Source organism: Shewanella aestuarii (assembly GCF_014647215.1).
GTDB lineage: Bacteria > Pseudomonadota > Gammaproteobacteria > Enterobacterales > Shewanellaceae > Shewanella > Shewanella aestuarii.
On record NZ_BMOT01000003.1, the window covers coordinates 276,639 to 296,805 of the forward strand.

Consider the following 20,167-nt stretch of genomic DNA (forward strand, 5'->3'; position numbering starts at 1 on the left):
GCGCTGTTTATAGGGCTTACCTTTAACAGATATGGGGGAGAGTATTAATAATTCAACGATTATACCTAATTTATTGGTTTGTGTACGTCTATGTTGTGCCGCAACAGATGCCTTTTTTATTTATCGTGATAAAATCCAATCATTATGTCGTAAAAGTGAGTACGAATGCCTAAAATTTCCAAAAGTGTATTGGTACGCTTTAGTGCCATGCAAATGTATGAATTAGTTAACGATGTAGAATCTTATCACGCCTTCCTACCTGGGTGCGTAGGTGGGAAAGTTCTTGAATTTGATGGAAAAACCATGGTTGCATCGGTTGATGTTAGCAAGGCTGGCATCAAAAAGACTTTTACCACGCGTAATCAAGTAGAAGTGGGTAAACGTATTGCTTTAGCATTAGAAAATGGGCCTTTTAAACGTTTGAATGGTTTATGGGTATTTACCGAATTGACAGATGATGCCTGTAAAGTTGAGTTTGATTTAGATTTTGAGTTTTCTAACCCACTTTCTGATTTGGCTTTTGGGCGCGTATTTAAACAATTGATGTCGTCTATGGTGACGGCATTCACAGATCGAGCAAAGGTGATTTATCATGACAATTGAACAAGAGCCTTTTGCCGTTGATGTTATTTATGCTTTACCTAAGCAGCAAAAAATAATTACCGTGATGGTCAAGCCAGGTTGTACCTTTATTGAAGCGGTTAAGCAAAGTGATATATGTGCTTTTTTTCCACAGATTGATTTAGCAACGGTTAAGCTGGGTGTATTCAGCCGACAAGCTAAGCACGATGAAGTGCTCGTGCCTGGACAAAGAGTCGAAATTTATCGCCCGCTGATCGCCGATCCTAAAGATGTGCGCCGTAAACGAGCTGAAAAAGCTAAGGATGAAGGGCGAATTAATAAAATTACTGGGGCAAAACTTAGTTAATGTAGCTTAATTGGGTTAAGTTTTATTTTTAATGGTAATTGCTGTTTCAGTAAAACCATTTTTTATTTTAGTAATGGTTATTTGCGCTTTATCGTATGTTGTCACCGAATCTGTTTTGTACAGCTTGTGTAACTAGTAAGCAAGATGGGTTAGGTATTCGCATTTTCTACTTCTAAAAAAGCAGAGCGTATCGCTCTGCTTTTTTATTGGCTGCAGAGTTAAGTTAACTATTAGGCTAATCAACGTTAGAGGTGTTTAATCCACGCTTCTCTTCAACAAGTGGCTTTGAATCAGGACGAGATTCAGGAATGAGAGGTTCATTTTCTGGCTCATTAATCGATGGCAACTTACTTTCATTCAATGGCGTATTAAAATCAGCACTGAGGTCATAATCTCCTTCAACACGGCTAATTTTGCCATCAATAAAGTGGATCACTAACTCTTTGTGGATGATGCTTGCATCACGGCCACTTTTAAAATGATACACGTAATACCAAGTATCATCGGCAAAGCTATCACGTAAAACGGGACGACCTAAAATATATTCAGCTTGTTCTTTGGTCATATCGACACGTAATTTATCGACCTGCTGTGACTCCATATAGTTGCCTTGTGGAACATCAGGCTTATAAATTAGCCAATCGAATACACCACAACCACTTAAAGAGATAGATAATGCTACTGCGCTTAACAGAGTAAGACTTTGTTTTTTGTTAATCATTGTCTGTGCTACTTCCCAAATTCTGTCGGCCATCATACCCAAGCAAGCCCTATCCTGACAAGGGGGGATATGATTTGCAGGTCATTTGATTCATTTTATGGATATAAGTTCATAGCTTTTAATAGGGGTTTAGTCATAAAAGCATTGCAATAATTGCTGAATAACATTTAATTTGTCATTCAATACAATGTAAAGTAAATGTTATTGGGTTCTATGCAACGGTATTGTTAATTATAAAAACAGAAATGAGTTGTTCAATGCAAAATGCCACAAAGATAAAAGATGTTTTCCCATCAGAGCAGGATAGTACTTCGGTTAAACTCCCAGGACGTTTAATTTGTGTGGGTACAGGTATCCAGTTGGGGCAAATAAGCGTTTTAAGTCAGAGCTATATTGAAATCGCTGATGTGGTGTTTTCTTTAGTCACTGATGGTTTTGCACAGAGATGGCTAGCCTCACTTAATGACAACGTGCAGTCTTTGCAACCATTTTATGCAAAAGTCGGTGAGCTTAAAAATCGTCGTGAAACTTATAAACAGATGGTTGATGAAATTTTAACTCAAGTTCGTCATGGAAAATTAGTTGTGTGTGCCTTTTATGGGCATCCGGGAGTATTTGCCAGTGTTGGGCATCGCGCGATAAAATTGGCCCGTGATGAGGGGTTTGAAACCAAGATGTTACCTGGTATTTCAGCTGAAGCGAGTTTATGGGCCGATTTAGGGATAGATCCCGCAAGTGTGGGGCATCAGAGTTTTGAGGCAACGCAGTTTTTGCTTTATAACCATTTCCCTAATACTCGCTCTCATTTACTATTATGGCAGATTGCCTTAGCGGGTGAGCATACGTTAACCCATTTATCGACTACCCAAGAAAAGCTTGAGATACTTGTAGCGCATTTAAATCAATGGTATTCCTTAGAGCACTCTGTAATTGTGTATGAAGCGGCGACTTTGCCTTTTCAGCAACCAAGAATAGAATCGATTACCTTAGCTCAATTACCTTATATACAGCTTAATGCCATTAGCACCTTGATGATACCGCCAGCTGAGGCATTATCATTGAATCATCAAATACTGGCACAATTAGGGATTACTGAGGCTAATATAGGTTAGTAGTAAGCCTTAATTTATAGGATAACATGATGTCACAATTACAACATTTTGCTCAATTGCTCTCAACTGATGCCGCATTATTAGAAGCTTATAAAGCTGATCCTAAAGGGGTTATGCTTGCAAATGGGTTAACTAACCAAGAAATTGAATTGGTTTTATCGGGTGATATTGATGGCTTAAAAGCACTATTAGGTGACAGCTTAATGCAGGCTTATATCGTTATTGCGACGCCTACAGAGTAATAAATGATCTTCAAAAGGTTTATTTACTGTTTTTTGATGCAATTGGTTTTTGCCAGTGGTGTTTTCGCGTCTCAAAATTTTGATGAAGACTTGGCTAAAGTCGATAAATTATTACAAACGGATTTACCTCAAGCAGAAATAATGTTTGCAGAGTTAGAACATTCATTACCTCAACTTACTAGTTCACAATTAGCTACGTACCATACTTTATACAGTATCAAATACTTATATTTATCCGAGTTAGATAAAGCGAATAGCTCACTTGAGCTAGCTTTGTCATTTGATCCTTCTGAAGAGTTATTGACGCGTATATATCTTTATAAAGTCACCATATATTTAATGCAACGAAACTATCAAGCGGCTTTTTCTATGCTAGAGATAAACTTGTCTAGAATAAAAAACTATCAGGATACCAGTTTAAAAGTGGCTTCTTATGTTCGTTTGCTGAATATTTTTTTAGATTTAAATGCATATGACGAAATGCGAGATACTGCCAGTTTAGTGCTTAATCTCAATCAAGGTAAAAACACTAAGGATGAATGTTACGCAAAATTATATTTGGCTGTGGCCACTTTGAGGCTAGCGCAATATCAACAAGCAAACAATTTGTTTAAAGAGTCACAAATTTATTGTGAAACTAATGAACAGCCCTTGATCGGCACTATGTCAATTAAGGGCCAGGCAGAGAGTTATTTCGAATTAGGTCAATTAGCCATTGCCAAACCTATGTTTGAAACTGCATTAACAGGTTATCAAAAATTTCGTTTTCAACCTGAAATCAATGATGTGAAATCCTATTTGAGTAAAATTTATTTTTATCAACAGGATTACGCCAAAGCCGCTGAATATGCGGATGAACTCAGCAAACTGAATGAAGACAAAGTAAACCAGCATGTAAAGAAGCGAGCTAATGAGGTTTTAGCCATGTTGGCGAACAAAGATGGGGATTATGCAAAAGCCTATCAGTATCAACAGATAGCTCATACGTTAGATTTGCAAGACTTAAACGATAAAACCAACAAACAAAACGCTTACCAGATGGCACGCTTTAATAATGCTGAAGCCAACAGAGAAAATAAAAGTCTGCAGCAAGAGCGAATGTTAATGATGCAGCAAAAAGACCTTATGCTAAAAGAGAAAAGCTCATCAATGATGTTTTCAACATTGCTTTTTGGCGTGTGTGTTGGTTTGTTGTTGTTACTATTAACCGCTTGGTTACAGCGAAACCAATTTAGGCGACAAGCTCAGCGAGATGGGTTAACGGGGATTTATAACCGCCAAACAGGTCAAGATTTAGCTGAAGATGAGCTTGTACAAGTTCAGGCTAATCACAACCAGTTCTCAGTGATGATTTTAGATTTAGACTTATTTAAATCAATTAATGATCGTTTTGGCCATGCAACAGGGGATTGGACACTGAAAAAAGTAACCCATGTTATACAAGATATTATTCGACCAACGGATATTTTTTGTCGAATGGGTGGCGAAGAGTTTGTGTTGTATCTACCCAATACCGATGAGCAGACTGCATCTGTATTGGCAGAAAGTATTCGTTCTGAAATAGAGAGCATTAACACCAAGTACTCGGGACATAATTTTTCAATTAGCATTAGTATTGGTATCAGCTCACTTGATGAAGATGATTTAAGTCTTGATCCACTTTTAAGTCGCGCGGATATCGCGTTATATGAGAGTAAACGTCAAGGTCGAAATAAAGTCCTTATTTATCAACCTGCCTTTGCATAAGCCCGGTTTCGTTTTGAAAATGTATGACATTACTTCTACTGCTTTATCCACTTCATTCAAATACCTGAGATTTACCCGTCATTGATGGCAAATGCTGTCACTTGATGTTTCCCAAATCTCTACCTTCCCTTTATTTGTATATCTAAAATTTAACTTAGGTTACCAAATGGATAAGTGGTATTTATATTTTAAATTCAATTGCTTAATGTTGAATTCTGGCTTTTTTGATAATAAGGCGAGTTGGCTTTTCCATTTCACGTTTAATGTAAGCCATTTTGTGTAAGGCAAAACACCACTAGCGTTGCCAAGTGGCCTTGTTAGGCATTTTTTATTTCGATTTGAAGTTGTTCAACTCCAGTTCGATTTAGTTCTTCCCTCAGTCAATTGCTGATAACTCATAGTGATATTCTTTTTCTTTGGCGAGATAAAGCCTACCACTTTCAGCAGTTGGCTTCTTCTATGCTTCAATTAAGAGTGTCGCAGTGATTATCTGAATTCGGGTTTTATTGTTAATAATAATCACTAAGAGGTCATTTTAAGTCTGCTTAGTTTATGGATCAATCATCTTGCAACGGCATACATAACGGCCGTCATTGGTAAACTTGAATACATCACAGATGACAAGACGCATTTGCATGGCAATAGCCGTTGAGCCGTAATCAGGTTGAATACTGTTAGTGTAACGGTAACGTTTTTGAGCCGCATAGATTATCCCGTGTAATGGATAGTTACCTCCAACATGCAATTCGCTGTGTAGTATTTATGATTGGCGAATAGCTTTTTGCGTTGTTTGATGTATATCACTGAGCTTTTAGGTGGATATAAAAATGTAAAAAGTTGCGTTAAAGCCTGATTTTAAATCGTTCCTAATTTAGATAACTACGGCTTCAATGTGCAATAAATGATTGTTTAAGCCTTTTTTACCCGCCAAATGCAAATAAATCATTAAAAATGCAAATAAATTAATTTTTTTTTCATAAATACCACTCTTAATTAGATTGATGATCTGATAACGCGCATCTGAATTTAACTCAAACTATCAATGCTAAATGCTACCTTTACGTAAACGTCAAGTTAAAACGGTCGTTTGAAGTTGGGTTTTGTTTTAAAATTGTTAATTTATTGTATTTAAAGAGAAATAATACATTACCTCAAGGGGAGTTCAAAACAGGATTAATTCATCATAAATATGAAACTCGACTAAAGTTGTGTAATGTTAAGTTTTCGAATTGTAATTAAATTACGTTTGTTAGTTTCATTGGTTTTGCGTGGTAATAAGGTAAGACCTTTTAATTTTACAATGTGAATTTCACAAGGTTAAGTTTTTAAATTGTGTTTTATATTAATTGTTTATGTATATTTTATTGCCTTGGTATTACCATTTTTAAAGGGTGTTTTTAAGCGTATTTTGACCTGATTGGTAAGTTTTGGACTGTTGCAAATACAACTGTTTTTGCGTAGTTTTTAATGCGAAACGAACATTTGATGTTTGATCAAGCGTGAGAGTTAAGTAGAAGTGGTTAGATAGATAGCTTGGATTCATTTGCAGTATGTTAAGCAAGCAACTTTAAATATTCTGAGTCTTTTATCTGTAATGCTTAACTTTCGTTTTTAAACGCTTACGAGTGAATATGATCAACACAATGCATAAACAATGAAGGTCGCACCAAGGGAGTCAGGTTATGACGGCAGAGCAATTAGTAGCACAGTACAGTAAGACAACATCTGAACAGTCAACTTCTGTAAGCACTTCAGATTTAGTCATTGTAGGCCCTGCAATAGCAGGACAAGACGAAGTGTTTAATTCTGGCGCGATAGCATTACTTGACAGTTTATGTAGCCGTTTTGCCGCAGAAGTACCACAGTTACTTGAAAAACGTAAGCAAAAACAAGCTCGTATTGATGGTGGCGAATTACCAGACTTTTTACCCGAAACCCGTGCTATTCGTGACGGTGATTGGTCTATTCGCGGCATACCCCAAGATTTAACTGATCGTCGTGTTGAAATTACCGGTCCAGTTGATCGCAAGATGATCATTAACGCGTTAAATGCCAACGTTAAAGTGTTTATGGCAGATTTTGAAGATTCATTGGCTCCAAGCTGGCAAAAAGTGGTTGAGGGTCAAATCAACTTACGTGATGCGGTTCGTGGTGATATTGAGTTCACAGCGCCAGAAACGGGCAAGCAGTATAAGTTGAATCCTGATCCTGCTGTGTTAATTGCTCGCGTTCGTGGTCTGCATTTAAAAGAAAAGCACGTTGAATACAGAGGCCAGGCTATCCCAGGTGGTTTGATGGATTTCGCGCTGTATTTTTACCATAACTACCACCAGTTATTGGCTAAAAATTCAGGCCCATATTTTTATATTCCTAAACTTGAAAGTCATATTGAAGCACGTTGGTGGGCAAAGGTTTTTGCTTTTGTTGAAGAACGTTTTTGCTTAAAGCCTGGCACGATTAAATGTACTTGTTTAATTGAGACATTGCCTGCCGTATTTGAAATGGACGAAATTTTATATGAGCTACGTTCAAATATCGTGGCACTGAATTGCGGACGTTGGGATTACATTTTCAGTTATATCAAAACGCTTAAACGCCATGCTGATAGAGTATTACCGGATCGTCAAGCGGTAACAATGGACACTAAGTTTTTAAGTGCTTACTCACGTTTATTAATTAAAACCTGTCACAAGCGCGGTGCATTAGCTATGGGAGGAATGGCGGCATTCATTCCGGCTAAAGACGAAGCAACTAATTTACAAGTGTTAACCAAGGTTCGCGGTGATAAAGAACTTGAAGCACGAAATGGCCACGACGGCACTTGGGTTGCTCATCCAGGGCTTGCGGATACCGCAATGGCTATTTTCAACGATTATATTGGCGGTGATCGAACCAACCAATTGCATATCACTCGCGACGTTGATGCGCCCATTTTAGCTTCAGAGCTGCTTATGCCATGCGATGGTGAGCGAACAGAATCTGGTATGCGTTTGAATATTCGCATTGCGGTTCAATACATTGAAGCGTGGATCCAGGGTAACGGTTGTGTGCCGATTTACGGCCTAATGGAAGATGCCGCGACAGCTGAAATATCGCGTACTTCAATCTGGCAGTGGATCCAACACGGTAAAACCTTATCGAACGACAAATTAGTCACTAAGGATTTGTTCAGAACCATGCTGGCAGAAGAGTTAATTAATGTGCAGCAAGAGTTAGGCGATGTGCGTTACGAATCAGGTCAGTTTGCTAAAGCGGCAGAGTTACTTGAACAAATTACCACATCAGATGAATTGGTAGATTTTTTAACACTACCTGGCTACGAGCTTTTAACCGCTTAATAGCAAACACTATTTTATTCATTATTAGAATCTCACGTGCTGTATTGTGCAGCCGTGTTAACTGACTAGCAGTCAAACAGGAAGGAGTCACATTATGACTAAGGCAACACAACTAACTCGTCAACAACAAATCGATGCAATCAAAAAAGATTGGGCTGAAAATCCACGTTGGAAAGGGGTTAAACGTCCATTTACAGCAGAAGAAGTAGTCGCCTTGCGTGGTTCAGTCGTTCCTGAAAATACTATTGCTAAATTGGGTGCTGCAAAATTATGGGATCTTGTTAATGGCGGCGCTAAAAAGGGTTATGTTAACTCACTTGGTGCACTTACAGGTGGCCAAGCTGTTCAACAAGCTAAAGCAGGTATCGAAGCCATTTATCTGTCTGGTTGGCAGGTTGCTGCAGACGCTAACTTAGCGGGCACTATGTATCCGGACCAATCACTTTATCCTGCGAACTCTGTACCGGCAGTTGTTAGCCGTATTAACAACTCTTTCCGCCGCGCAGATCAAATTCAGTGGAGCAAAGAAGTTAATCCTGGTGACAAAAATTACACTGACTACTATTTACCGATTGTTGCCGATGCTGAAGCGGGCTTTGGTGGCGTACTAAACGCATTCGAATTAATGAAGTCGATGATTGATGCCGGTGCTGCTGGTGTTCACTTTGAAGACCAATTAGCGTCAGTTAAAAAATGTGGTCACATGGGCGGTAAAGTTCTTGTTCCAACTCAAGAAGCAGTTCAAAAACTTGTTGCAGCACGTTTAGCAGCAGACGTTAGCGGTGTTGAAACATTAGTGATTGCCCGTACAGATGCCAACGCTGCAGATTTAATGACATCAGATTGTGATGCTTACGACCGTGACTTTGTTACAGGGGAGCGTACTAGCGAAGGTTTCTACCGTGTTAAAGCGGGTCTTGATCAGGCTATTTCTCGTGGCTTAGCTTATGCGCCATATGCTGATTTAATTTGGTGTGAAACGGCTAAACCTTGTTTGGAAGAAGCGAAGAAATTTGCTGATGCAATTCATGCTCAATACCCAGATCAGTTGCTTGCCTATAACTGTTCACCTTCTTTCAACTGGAAGAAAAACTTGGACGATGCAACGATTGCTAAATTCCAACAAGAGCTTTCTAACATGGGTTACAAGTACCAATTCATCACTTTAGCGGGCATTCATAACATGTGGTACAACATGTTTGATTTAGCCTATGACTATGCTCGTGGTGAAGGTATGAAGCACTATGTTGAGAAAGTTCAAGAAGTTGAATTTGCTGCAGCTGAGAAAGGTTATACGTTCGTATCTCACCAGCAAGAAGTAGGTACAGGTTACTTTGACCAAGTGACAACCTGCATTCAAGGTGGTAAGTCTTCAGTTACAGCCCTAACCGGCTCTACTGAAGAAGAACAGTTTTAAGATTTAGATTTACCGTTTTACAGTTTAGTCGCATTGCGACTGTTGTAACCCCGTGCGGTTCTCCTACAGGCCGCACGGGACTTTTATCCAATTTGATGGGTCAAAAGCCGACAAAGCTTTGATGTTGATTCTTATCATTGGATGCACTTCCTACCCGTAAGTTTTTAACCAACTCGCTTGTGTTGCGGCCCTTTATGGGCCGATTTTTTTATCTATAGTCTTTTCATAGCGCAATAATATCTCGCTGAACTAGCCATCTTGGGTATACTTGTTAGTGAATATTCAAAATTAATTTAATAAAAAGAACAAATATGACAGCTAATCCATCTCATAAAGGTGTTGAATACTGGACCAAACGCATTAGTGATCAAGAAATGCCAGCCTTATGTTCCACTGTGAGAGATCTAGAGAGGCTGGCCAAGGATGACGTGTCCTCTTTATCGTTACTCGGTCGCAGTGTGATGCACGACAATGCATTAACGTCACGTATCTTACGGGTAGCTAATAGTGCTATTTATAATAAAGGCATTAATCAAGTTTCTACTGTGAGCCGAGCGGCCGTTGTGCTTGGGTTTGATACGATTAGAAATATTTGTCTTACTGCGCGCTTATTATCCAGTTTACTTGAAAATCATAATCTATCTGACAGCGTCTTTCAGCGTCTTCTTAAGCTTATGGGGCAATCGTTTCATGCCGCCATGATTGCGCGTATGATGTTGAATGACCGTGATGAAAGCCTGCGCGAAGAAGTTTTTATTGCCACCTTACTATATCGCATCGGTGAAAGTGCCTTTTGGAGCATGGGAGGGGATTTAGCCGATGCATTAGATGCAAAGTTGTTAAATACTGAAAACAGCGTAGATCAATTAAACCTAATTCGTTCTGAACTTGGCACATCCTTTAATCAGTTAACCCAAGGTATTGCCAGAAGTTGGGGCTTAGGTGATACCTTGCTTAAAGCACTCAATAATCCAGATGAGCGCATGCCAGAAATACGCTGTATTTTTTTAGCCGATAAATTGGCTGAATCGATAGCCCAACCACAACTCGATCCGCAAGGTTTTCAAAAGCGCTTACAACAAGGTGCCGATATGCTTGGCATTAAGGTTGAAGAATTTAATCAGCGTTTAATCCGTTGTAATAAAGTGACCCATCAGTTGGCGATTGATTATGGCGCTAAGGCTTTGGTTGATTATATTCCAAATACTGAAAAGGTATTTGAAAAATTGGACGCGCCACAGCCTGAAACCTTATTACGTGAAGCTAATTTAAGTGTCCAGTTAACCAAGCTGCGTGAGTTAACTGGGTTTGCGATCAATAAAACGGATTTTAATCAGGTAATGCAAACGGCTTTGGAAGGGATTTTCAGTGGCGTAGGGGTAGATAGATGTGGCGTATTATTACTGACACCTAATCGAAAAATGCTCCAACCTCGAGTAGTTATGGGCGATGATGCAGAAACCATGAAAACCACTTTTGTGATTGAACTTACCGACCACCAATCTATTTTTGCTCAATGTATTGAGCTGAAACAACCACAATGGGTGCAACAAGCTCAAACCCTTGAATCCTCAAAAATAACCAACTCAGCAGATCATCTGTCACGTGAAGGTTTTTTAATTGCACCATTAATGGTAAATACGAAAGTATTAGGGGTGTTTTATGCCGACAGGCATGCATCATTAAGACGATTCGATCAGACTGATTTTGATGCATTTACGCATTTTTCACAGCTTGCAAATGTCTGTTTTAGTGTCGCGATGAAATAGCAAAACGCCCTCAATATGTTCAATATTAAGGGCGTTTTTATTTAGTTAATTCGCTAAATGTTTATTGCATGATCAAAGTGGTAATACGTTTTGCTTTATCATTTGGGATCGGGAAGCTTAAATGGTACTGCGCTATTTTCCAGCCTTGTTCTGTATGAATTAACGCCCCAGTTCCACGGCTGATACCATAGGCGGGACTGAATAATTGTTCATCAAATACAATGATGTCGCCAATTTGCAGTAAATGACGAGCTTGTAGATCATAGCGCCAGCCTTTAGTTGGGCTTGCATAGGCTCTAAACTGCACCATGTTCCATCGCTCGGTAGCATCAGTACCAATAAAAATCGCATCCTGGTGATATAAATTAAAATATGTTTCCCAGTCAGCTGAAATAGCACTTTCATGCAGCTGATTCAATAAGCCATTGACTTGATGGCTATCTTCTTCAGTTAATCCTTGACTGTCTATCGTGTGTTCTGTCTGATTAATATTAGTGATCACAGCTTCAGATTCAGCACTACTTTGTTGGCTACTAATCACTTGCTTATCAACGGCTGCCTTGGCGCTCTCTTCAGCTTGTTCAGCCACTGCGGTTTCATTATCAAAATGCTGTAAAGGGTTAGCATTGATTTCAAAGGCAGTAACCGTTGTGATTAGTACTGCGATAAATCCTAATCGATGAATAATGGATTGCATAATTTTTCCTTGCTGGCTGGCACTTAATAAGACAACTATTTTGTGTGGAAATGTATTGGCACTGAAGATGATATCTGTTTGCGATTTTATGATTAATGCCAATGTATTGGGTTCAATTGATAAAATTGGCTTAACTCATCATATAACTCAGGATGCTGTTGAGAAAAAGCCTTAGGTTTTTCAAAAAATGTTTCACTTATTACGGCAAAAAATTCCGCAGGATTAGTGGCACCGTAATAGTTGAATAATGACGGTATTTGTTGAGATGCGCAATACTGTAACTGTTTAAATTCTTTACCTAAGGTCGATGACCAATCGGCATAATCTTTAATTTGTCTTAACGTTGGGGCACCGTTTGCTGGGCCATTCTCTTGATCTAATTGATGAGCAAACTCATGTATCACCACATTTTGGCCGTCGAAGGGGTCTGCTGCACCATGTAATGTATTTTGCCAAGACAAAATGACTTTGCCATTCCCCCAAGATTCTCCTAATAAGACACTTCTATGATGCGATGTAACTCCCGCAAAGTCGACTTTCTGCTGCTCAACGATAAATGCATGTGGGTAAATAAGGATCTGTTTTAAATTAGGGTAATAGTCTGTTTTACGGTTTAACAGCAGCAAACAGGCTTGAGCAGCAACTGTGACCTTTATTTCATCAGTGATAGCCAGTCCATCACAGCCAACGAATTGCTTTTCATCAATGAATATTTGAATGTGCTTTTTTAACTGCAATTGTAGGTCGGTTGGCATACTTTGAAAATAGGGAAAACGTTGTCGCAGTATGCTGCGCCATGTTTTAGGGAAAGCCTGCAAACATACTTGTTGGCGATGATGTTCACGTCTCAATTGAGCGCTGGCAATCCAAAAGATGGCTGAGATGGCGATAATGCACACAATTATAATAGCTATCATAAACAGGCTCTAATAAAGTAGGTCCTGAAGATATGGGGTAAGAATGGTGACTTTTCAAGCAGATAAAAAAACTGGCAACAATAAATGATGCCAGATAAAGAGTGCGGGGAGAAAAACTAAACCAATAAATTCGTGTGTAAGAGAGCAATTAACACATAAATTTCTTGGGTAATTATTATTTTTAAGGTATCGATTTCAGCTGAGTTTCATGTTCAAATTTTGCATACAAAGCTTGTTTTTCGTCTTCAGATAACGAGGTATGTTCTGTAATTAAGTGGCGAATTAATTTCGACTTAGCCATTTTACTGGCTTGACTTAACGCCGTTAAATCACTAATTGCTTGCTCACTTAACGTAAAGGTCGCGCGTCGAAAAGGTTTTTCGACCTTGGGCGTTTGGTTTACCAGCTTGAGTGATTGGGTTACATGCTTATTGTCTCGGCGCGGTAAAAAATCAACCACATTCGTGTGTTGAGCAAATTCATGAGTTTTACCTAACGCATAGAGACTTGCGTTATCGATGAACTCTTCAATCGACATTTTTTTTGAAAACGCAGCGTTACATGACGAGGCGTTTTTCTTGAGATCGGCCAGTCCCATAATTTTCCCTTAGTGTGGTGACATTACGCGGCGATAAACGCTGCTCCATGATTTGTTTAGCATTTTCTGCTTGCAGTAATTCACACGCAATAGCACGCATTTCGTCAGCTGCTTTGCCATTTGGCTCGATTTCAATAACCGACAAGCCTGACTCTTCACTGTCATCATAAATATTACGACTGAAATTCACCGCATCCAGCACATTAATATCGTAGGTGCGACAAACATCTTTTGCTTCCAATATTCTGCCAGCTTGATTGGGCAAGTTAGGACATTGGGTAATAACAAATGAGGCGCGCATTTTGGGGTTAATCATCATACAGGTCGCCACAATATCATCCATGTGGCTAACGGTTTTAAGATCGCGACGTTTAGGCCTTAGCGGCATCAATACATGTGATGCAACTGACATGGTTGCACGCAGAGCAAGGTTGTCTTGGCCACCACAATCGACGATAACATAGTCATAGTGCTGCTCTAAACTGAGTAAATCATTGCGAATTTTGCCGTAAAGTTGCACACAATTGATCGCAGGTAAGTCCGGGTTATTGTTACGCGCCTGGATCCAATCGGATGTGGTTCTTTGGGGGTCGCAATCCACCATGATGACACTGGCTTTAGTTTCTTTTGTTAGAAACACCGCGATATTTTGTGCAAGACAGCTTTTGCCACTACCGCCTTTTTCGCCACCAACTAAAATAATCATTTATCTACACCTCATTATTGAGTGATATAGCTGTAATGTAGTCTGGATGTTAATACTTAGTCAATTAGCTGATTTTTGACGTTTTTTATATATTGTCACGGTGTTTTTTTGTTGACGCTATTATTAAATTCGGCAAAAAATTGACGATTAATCATTGATAAGCGGATGTTGATAAAAGGTTAATTTAATGAATCACTTGGCAGCATTATGAGGCATTTTTAGGTGTTGTTATGAAAATCACATCGATCAATATTTCGTTTTTGTATAACCATTATTGCATTATTGTTGCTTTTATATTCTTAAATGGTATATGCGATTTTGCTATGCTATTGCTGCTCTGAGAGGGGATGCATCGTTTCTAACTCTACGCCATATTTTTTGTTATCTATTTTTACTCTGCTATCAATTTTTTATGTAGAATCACGCCACGATTAACTATCGGCCTTGTTGTCATACTAAAGCGATGGTCGACATCCTGTGGCAAAGCACGCTTTAATGCCCAGGTAACTTATAACAAAGTGAACAGCTGTGTTAGTGGATACATTCGATGCCGTTAGCGGTTGAATAAAAATGAGTACAAGCTAAATGAATGAACAAGCTTTATTAGAGGCGATTAACCAAACCATGCCTTTTGGTAAATATGCTGGGCGTAAGTTGTTACATCTGCCTGAGCCTTACTTGGTGTGGTTTCACGCTAAAGGCTTTCCTGAGGGGAAATTAGGTCAGCAACTGGCACTGATGTATGAAGTGAAACTGAACGGCTTAGAAGAAATGCTTCAACCCTTAGTTAAACCAAATCATAATACTTTTTCTAAGTAAAAGGCCGCCAATGTTTGGTTGTTTTTGACTCTTAAATTAGATTTGATGAGTGTAAACTTGTGCCGCTCAAATAGAGGTTTAGACAGGTAGGACGCATCAACAGATAATTGATGGAAATGTTGCGACTTAGCCCAGCATTGTAGATGTTCAATTAATAGGCTGGCTATGCCTTGCTGTTGAAATTGTGGATCTACATAGAGACAATCAATGTATCCGCGTTGATGGAACTGGGTTTCAATACCAATAAAACCAACAATTTGTTGTTGGGCATTTTGTATTATCCAAGCTTTATTGCGTTTATACCTAAGTTGCCAATGTTTTGCCGAACGCGGCGCCTGAGACCATGCGAGCTTTTTGGCTGAATTGTATCTTGGATGCTGAATTGCATGTATGGCTTGATGATACAACAGGCTAATTGCTGCGGCATGACAAGGATTAAAATCAACGATAGTAAAAGCAGTCATAGGTTTTATCTGTTGAGCAACGCGGGGTGAAAAAATCGGCTAACTCCATCAGGACATTAAAACCTGTAGAGATTAACCGATATTAGTAGGTCAAATTTTAGCGTATTATTTTTTGATAATATGACCAACAAACATAATTTCATCAAATGTACGATCTAAGCTAGAGCTTTTAAAATCAGTCATCCACATTTGCTCAGACATTTCAACATTATCGCCTTTAACGACTTCAACTTGAGGTCCTGCAGCCCAGTAAGTTTTGTCTGCTTCTTTTACTTGCACATATGTGTAACCACCACCATTCATGGTGTCAATAACTTCACCTTGATGGATAACACCTTGAGCCCAAGCTGAAGAAACACCCAAAGCAAGCGTTGCCGCGGCAAGAATTTTTATTAGTTTTGTTTTCATTAATGTTTCCTTGATTTTACTCAGTAATGGCGTCATTAAAACATGCAACTCAGTTGCCGTCTGTGATCAACGCCTAAAATCATCGATGGCTAATGTAATTTATATTTACAATTTGTTGTTGGCCTATTTTGTATCCATATTGGCAAACGAAGTCAATAAATGCTTCCGGAAGCGTTTTATTGTCTACGGGCTGTTGCCATAACGCTTTAAGGATAGCGCCATAACCTTCGCGTCCTGATGCTGTATATGAGCTAGATACGCCGATATACAAAGCTTCATTAAGTAAAGGTTGCCATAATTCATCACGGTACACTTCAACGGATGTTATACGTTCGCCAGAGGGTTTTTTACCATCATAACTATAGCGAATGCCGTATGGGTAAGGAAAACTACCTGCACCCGTGCCGATTATGCCGTTATTAGTGGCGGCATTAATGGTCGACTCTAACACCTCAATGATGTATTGGCCTTTAATTTGGTATGTGACTAAAGGCAACTCGAAGGGCAGGATGCGCCCGAATACATCGGCTACAGAAAGTTGTCCTTTACTGAGCGATTGCCTAACACCGCCAGCATTGTGTAATGCAAAATCTAACTTTGGCTCAACTAATTGGGTTGCTTTAAACATGCTACGGCTTACCCAAGGCGCTATTTCACTGCCATTGGGGAAGTGCTTACTGGGTAACCGAGTATGAATAAAATCTTTCGGAATATGGGCGAGAATTTGTTGCTCGAGGGCAGCAAGTGCAGGGCGATATTGTGTTTGAATGACATTATCAATTTGATCATCCTGCGCCCCATTAAGCATATTAGGATGTTGACGTAATTGCTGGATTAATAAGTGTTGGACATCCTCAGGAATGGGGTGTTCAGAGCTCTGACTAATGTCGATGTCATTGCCAAGCATAAAGAAATTATCGCCTTCAAACTGGCAGACCTTACCACTAGCATCAAAACAAAGATCAACTAAGCCTAAGGTTTCGGCATATTTTCCTGCATGGAAAATCGGGGTTTGATTAACGATTTCCCCATAAGGCATATTAGCCATGCCAACGCTGCTGAAATCACCCTGAAGCGTATGAGAATGACCACCAATTATTAAGCTGATCCCACTGACTTGTTTTGCCAGTTCGCGGTCTTGATCTATACCAAGGTGGCTTAAAATTACCACATGGTTAATATTTTGTTGCTGCAGAGCCTCAATTGTGCGTCTGGTGGTGTCGATGGCGTTAACAAACAGAGTGTCGGGATCTGGGCGAGCAATCAGCGGCATTTGATCTAGCGTAATACCGACTATCGCAATGTGAGTATCATAAAATGGTTTGAGCAAAACCTTGGCGATACCTTTGCTGACGTCATAATCTAATAATTGTGGGTGATCACGCAGTTTACCTGCTTTATGGATATCTTCTTGGCTGAGATCCATATTGCCGGCCATTAGCGGAAATTCAATTCGATTTAAAAACGCTTGAACAGGGCTGTTACCTGCATCAATTTCATGATTGCCTAACACCATTGCATCAGGTTTAAGCAAATTTAAAAGATGCGCATTAGCTGCACCTTGAAACTCACGAAAATACAATGTTCCCTGAAAGCTATCTCCTCCATGCAAAAACAAAAATGGCTGCTTGTTAGCTTCGGCTCGTTGGCGGGCTTGTTGAATGTGATATCCCAAGCGAGCATAGCCACCCGTATCGACAGCTAAACTGTAGCTTTGTTGCTGATGCTGTAAGGTAAATTTAACCTGGCTAGGTTCAAAGTTAGAATGGGTGTCATTGATGTGAGCAATAGATAGGCGATAAATATTAGGCATGTTTTCCCTCAACTGAATGCCATTTATCTTAGCATTTAAAAATAAGCATATACTAATTTATACGACTCAACTTGTATCAAAGTTCAATACAAGTTGAGCATAGTGAATTAGAAACTAGAGCGAGTATTACTAGAATACAGCTTAATGGGTTTCACCATCGTCAGATAAAACTAGGCCTTTATTTTTTACACGGCGTTGCCATAATTTTCTCGCAAGCGCTTGCATGTCAGGCGCTAGATCTTTTGAGTCAACAATTTCTAAGCCAATTAATGTTTCAATAATATCCTCAATAGTGACAATGCCCTCGCTTGAACCATATTCATCTACAACCAATGCCATTTTCGCATTACGTTTAATCATCATTTGAAAAAGCGGCAACACTTTAACCGATGATGGAATAACAAATAAACTTTTCAAATGATCACTGATTTGCGCATCGGGTGTTTGACGGACATTCAATAGAATGTCATTACGATTGACATAACCAATTACATTGTCACGTTCACCTTCATATACTGGCACTCGGGTAAACGGGCTTGATAAATGTTTGTCGATAAAATCATTGTGGCTAATATCGGTTGGCAATTTAAATATGACCGTTCTAGGGGTCATTATGTCGGTTACCACCATGTCTTTAACAGATAAGATTTGAGTCAAAATTTGTGATTCTTGCTCACCCAATTCGCCACTGTCTTTCCCCATTTTTGTCATGGCACTTAATTCCTGGCGAATGTATTGACCTTCTTCACCTTTGCCCAGTAGATTCGTCACCTTTTGCGACATCCATATTAGCGGTGCGGTTAACTTCTCCATCCAGAACAAACATATTGCAACTGTAGGCGCGAGTTTTCGCCAGTGATTAGCACCTAAGGTTTTAGGAATGATTTCTGAGAGGAATAAAATTAAGAATGTCAGTACTGCTGAGAATAAACCTAACATTTCACTGCCAAAAACCACCGCCGCTTGAGCGCCTGCTACCGCAGCCCCGACCGTGTGGGAAATCGTGTTTAGGGTTAAAATAGACACTAAAGGCGATTCAACATTTTGCTTTTGCTTATTCAGCAAGGCAGCAATTTGGGGATTGGACTCTCTTAAGTTGGCAATATAGCTTGGCGTGACCGATAAAAGTACAGCTTCAAAAACGCTACACAAAAAAGAAACTGCAATAGCAACAAACACAATAACAAACAAAGTTAACATAAATGTAAGTAAAAACTTCCTCGTATCAGGCATTATTGCCCGCGAGGATATTATCATATTATCAAACTCGGATATACTGGCTAAAACGTGATATGGCCTGTATAATTCGCCGCCCTGTTACAGGTTTTAGGTGTTTGAGGTTAGGCAAATGAGTGAAAAGAAAATCAATTTATTAAATCTTGATCGTAAAGGACTGCGAGCGTTGTTCAGCGAAATGGGTGAAAAACCGTTCCGTGCCGATCAATTAATGAAGTGGATTTATCACTTTGGCGTCAGCGACTTCGAAGAAATGAACAATATAAACAAAGCATTGCGGGCTAAGCTTGCTGCTAAATGTGAAATTGTTGCACCTGAAATTGCCAGTTATCAAAAATCTAATGATGGCACAATTAAGTTTGCCATCGATGTAGGACAAGGCCAAGAAGTTGAAACTGTGTATATTCCAGAAGAAGACCGTGCAACCTTGTGCGTGTCATCTCAAGTTGGTTGTGCACTTGAATGTACCTTCTGTTCAACCGGTCAGCAGGGTTTTAATCGCAATTTAACGGTTTCAGAAATTGTTGGTCAAGTTTGGCGGGTATCGCAATTTTTAGGTTTTCATAAAGATACCGGCGATCGTCCTATTTCTAACGTCGTTATGATGGGCATGGGTGAACCACTTCTCAATTTAGCCAACGTGATACCCGCAATGGATATTATGTTGGATGATTTTGGTTTTAGTTTATCAAAACGCCGAGTGACTTTATCTACATCAGGCATTGTTCCTGCTCTTGATAAATTAGGTGATGCTATTGATGTTGCGCTAGCTGTGAGTATTCATGCACCAAACGATGAGCTTCGCGATGTATTAGTGCCAGTCAACAAAAAATATCCACTCGAAGAGTTTTTAGCGGGTATTCGTCGTTATTTAGCCAAGTCAAATGCAAACCGTGGTCGAGTTACAGTTGAATACGTTATGCTGGACCATATTAACGACAGTACAGACCAAGCGCATGAATTGGCTAAAGTGATAAAAGACACGCCATGTAAGATTAATTTAATTCCATTTAACCCTTATCCAGGGTCTCCATACGGGCGTTCTTCTAATTCAAGAATTGACCGTTTCTCTAAAGTACTTATGGAATATGGATTAACTGTTATAGTACGTAAAACTCGCGGGGATGATATTGATGCCGCTTGCGGACAACTTGCAGGTGATATTCGTGATCGCACTAAACGTTTAGCAAAAAAACAAATGCAACAAAACCAGATTTCAGTCACAATGGATTAACT

Annotated in this window: 19 protein-coding genes; 10 read left to right on the top strand and 9 right to left on the bottom strand. The window is 39.4% G+C overall.

Translation table 11 applies throughout. The features are described from left to right. Positions 1–165: 165 nt before the first annotated feature. Positions 166–603 (top strand): SRPBCC family protein, encoded by a 438-nt coding sequence (locus IEY03_RS07215; RefSeq protein ID WP_188840671.1) that lies wholly within the window; start codon positions 166–168, stop codon positions 601–603. After that, positions 593–928, top strand: coding sequence for an RnfH family protein (locus IEY03_RS07220; protein WP_188840672.1), 336 nt, complete (start codon positions 593–595; stop codon positions 926–928). The genes IEY03_RS07215 and IEY03_RS07220 overlap by 11 nt, the downstream gene beginning before the upstream one ends. A 235-nt stretch (positions 929–1,163) precedes the next feature. Here the strand turns inward: IEY03_RS07220 and IEY03_RS07225 are convergent, their stop codons facing one another. Next, positions 1,164–1,649 carry an outer membrane protein assembly factor BamE gene (locus IEY03_RS07225; RefSeq protein WP_188840673.1) on the bottom strand — a complete coding sequence of 162 codons (486 nt, stop codon included), beginning with the start codon at positions 1,647–1,649 and terminating at the stop codon, positions 1,164–1,166. Between the two features lie 257 nt (positions 1,650–1,906). On the opposite strand from IEY03_RS07225, the gene IEY03_RS07230 reads away from it, so the two are divergent. The 6 genes from IEY03_RS07230 to IEY03_RS07255 all read left to right on the top strand — a co-directional run bounded on the left by IEY03_RS07230 (position 1,907) and on the right by IEY03_RS07255 (position 11,273). After that, positions 1,907–2,761: an SAM-dependent methyltransferase gene (locus tag IEY03_RS07230; RefSeq protein ID WP_188840674.1), complete on the top strand. Its 855-nt coding sequence runs from the start codon at positions 1,907–1,909 to the stop codon at positions 2,759–2,761. Positions 2,762–2,787: 26 nt separating this feature from the next. Beyond that, on the top strand, positions 2,788–3,003 hold the full coding sequence (locus IEY03_RS07235; RefSeq protein ID WP_308424617.1) for a hypothetical protein: 216 nt from the start codon (positions 2,788–2,790) through the stop codon (positions 3,001–3,003). A gap of 36 nt (positions 3,004–3,039) precedes the next feature. Then, positions 3,040–4,749, top strand: a complete 1,710-nt coding sequence (locus IEY03_RS07240; RefSeq protein WP_188840675.1) for a tetratricopeptide repeat-containing diguanylate cyclase — start codon at positions 3,040–3,042, stop codon at positions 4,747–4,749. Between the two features lie 1,682 nt (positions 4,750–6,431). Continuing rightward, on the top strand, positions 6,432–8,087 hold the full coding sequence (aceB, locus tag IEY03_RS07245) for a malate synthase A (RefSeq protein ID WP_188840676.1): 1,656 nt from the start codon (positions 6,432–6,434) through the stop codon (positions 8,085–8,087). Between the two features lie 94 nt (positions 8,088–8,181). Continuing rightward, the gene (aceA, locus tag IEY03_RS07250; RefSeq protein WP_188840677.1) at positions 8,182–9,504 is read left to right on the top strand and encodes an isocitrate lyase; all 1,323 of its coding nucleotides are present in this window, start codon (positions 8,182–8,184) and stop codon (positions 9,502–9,504) included. 311 nt (positions 9,505–9,815) lie between these two features. Continuing rightward, positions 9,816–11,273: an HDOD domain-containing protein gene (locus IEY03_RS07255; protein ID WP_188840678.1), complete on the top strand. Its 1,458-nt coding sequence runs from the start codon at positions 9,816–9,818 to the stop codon at positions 11,271–11,273. A 61-nt stretch (positions 11,274–11,334) separates the two neighbouring features. Here the strand turns inward: IEY03_RS07255 and IEY03_RS07260 are convergent, their stop codons facing one another. From IEY03_RS07260 to IEY03_RS07275, 4 genes are all read right to left on the bottom strand, one after another. Continuing rightward, a complete protein-coding gene (locus tag IEY03_RS07260) occupies positions 11,335–11,970 on the bottom strand; it encodes a nuclear transport factor 2 family protein (protein WP_188840679.1) in 636 nt (211 codons plus the stop codon). 92 nt (positions 11,971–12,062) lie between these two features. After that, entirely contained in the window at positions 12,063–12,887 is an 825-nt protein-coding gene (locus IEY03_RS07265) for a M90 family metallopeptidase (protein ID WP_188840680.1), read from the bottom strand. A gap of 181 nt (positions 12,888–13,068) precedes the next feature. Further along, positions 13,069–13,485 (bottom strand): CopG family transcriptional regulator, encoded by a 417-nt coding sequence (locus tag IEY03_RS07270; RefSeq protein ID WP_188840681.1) that lies wholly within the window; start codon positions 13,483–13,485, stop codon positions 13,069–13,071. Continuing rightward, the gene (locus IEY03_RS07275) at positions 13,445–14,191 is read right to left on the bottom strand and encodes an AAA family ATPase (protein WP_188840682.1); all 747 of its coding nucleotides are present in this window, start codon (positions 14,189–14,191) and stop codon (positions 13,445–13,447) included. The genes IEY03_RS07270 and IEY03_RS07275 overlap by 41 nt, the downstream gene beginning before the upstream one ends. A 585-nt stretch (positions 14,192–14,776) precedes the next feature. On the opposite strand from IEY03_RS07275, the gene IEY03_RS07280 reads away from it, so the two are divergent. Continuing rightward, positions 14,777–15,010, top strand: coding sequence for a DUF3820 family protein (locus tag IEY03_RS07280; protein ID WP_188840683.1), 234 nt, complete (start codon positions 14,777–14,779; stop codon positions 15,008–15,010). On the opposite strand, the gene IEY03_RS07285 is transcribed toward IEY03_RS07280, so the two are convergent. The 4 genes from IEY03_RS07285 to IEY03_RS07300 all read right to left on the bottom strand — a co-directional run bounded on the left by IEY03_RS07285 (position 14,989) and on the right by IEY03_RS07300 (position 18,895). Then, positions 14,989–15,474, bottom strand: coding sequence for a GNAT family N-acetyltransferase (locus IEY03_RS07285; RefSeq protein ID WP_188840684.1), 486 nt, complete (start codon positions 15,472–15,474; stop codon positions 14,989–14,991). The two genes, IEY03_RS07280 and IEY03_RS07285, sit on opposite strands and share 22 nt — an antisense overlap. A gap of 105 nt (positions 15,475–15,579) precedes the next feature. Continuing rightward, on the bottom strand, positions 15,580–15,882 hold the full coding sequence (locus IEY03_RS07290) for an NrfJ (protein WP_188840685.1): 303 nt from the start codon (positions 15,880–15,882) through the stop codon (positions 15,580–15,582). 79 nt (positions 15,883–15,961) lie between these two features. Then, entirely contained in the window at positions 15,962–17,695 is a 1,734-nt protein-coding gene (locus tag IEY03_RS07295) for a bifunctional metallophosphatase/5'-nucleotidase (RefSeq protein ID WP_188840686.1), read from the bottom strand. A 141-nt stretch (positions 17,696–17,836) separates the two neighbouring features. Further along, positions 17,837–18,895, bottom strand: coding sequence for a CNNM domain-containing protein (locus tag IEY03_RS07300; protein WP_188840730.1), 1,059 nt, complete (start codon positions 18,893–18,895; stop codon positions 17,837–17,839). Positions 18,896–19,043: 148 nt separating this feature from the next. On the opposite strand from IEY03_RS07300, the gene rlmN reads away from it, so the two are divergent. Further along, positions 19,044–20,165, top strand: a complete 1,122-nt coding sequence (gene rlmN / locus IEY03_RS07305; protein ID WP_188840687.1) for a dual-specificity RNA methyltransferase RlmN — start codon at positions 19,044–19,046, stop codon at positions 20,163–20,165. The last annotated feature ends 2 nt before the right edge of the window (positions 20,166–20,167 follow it).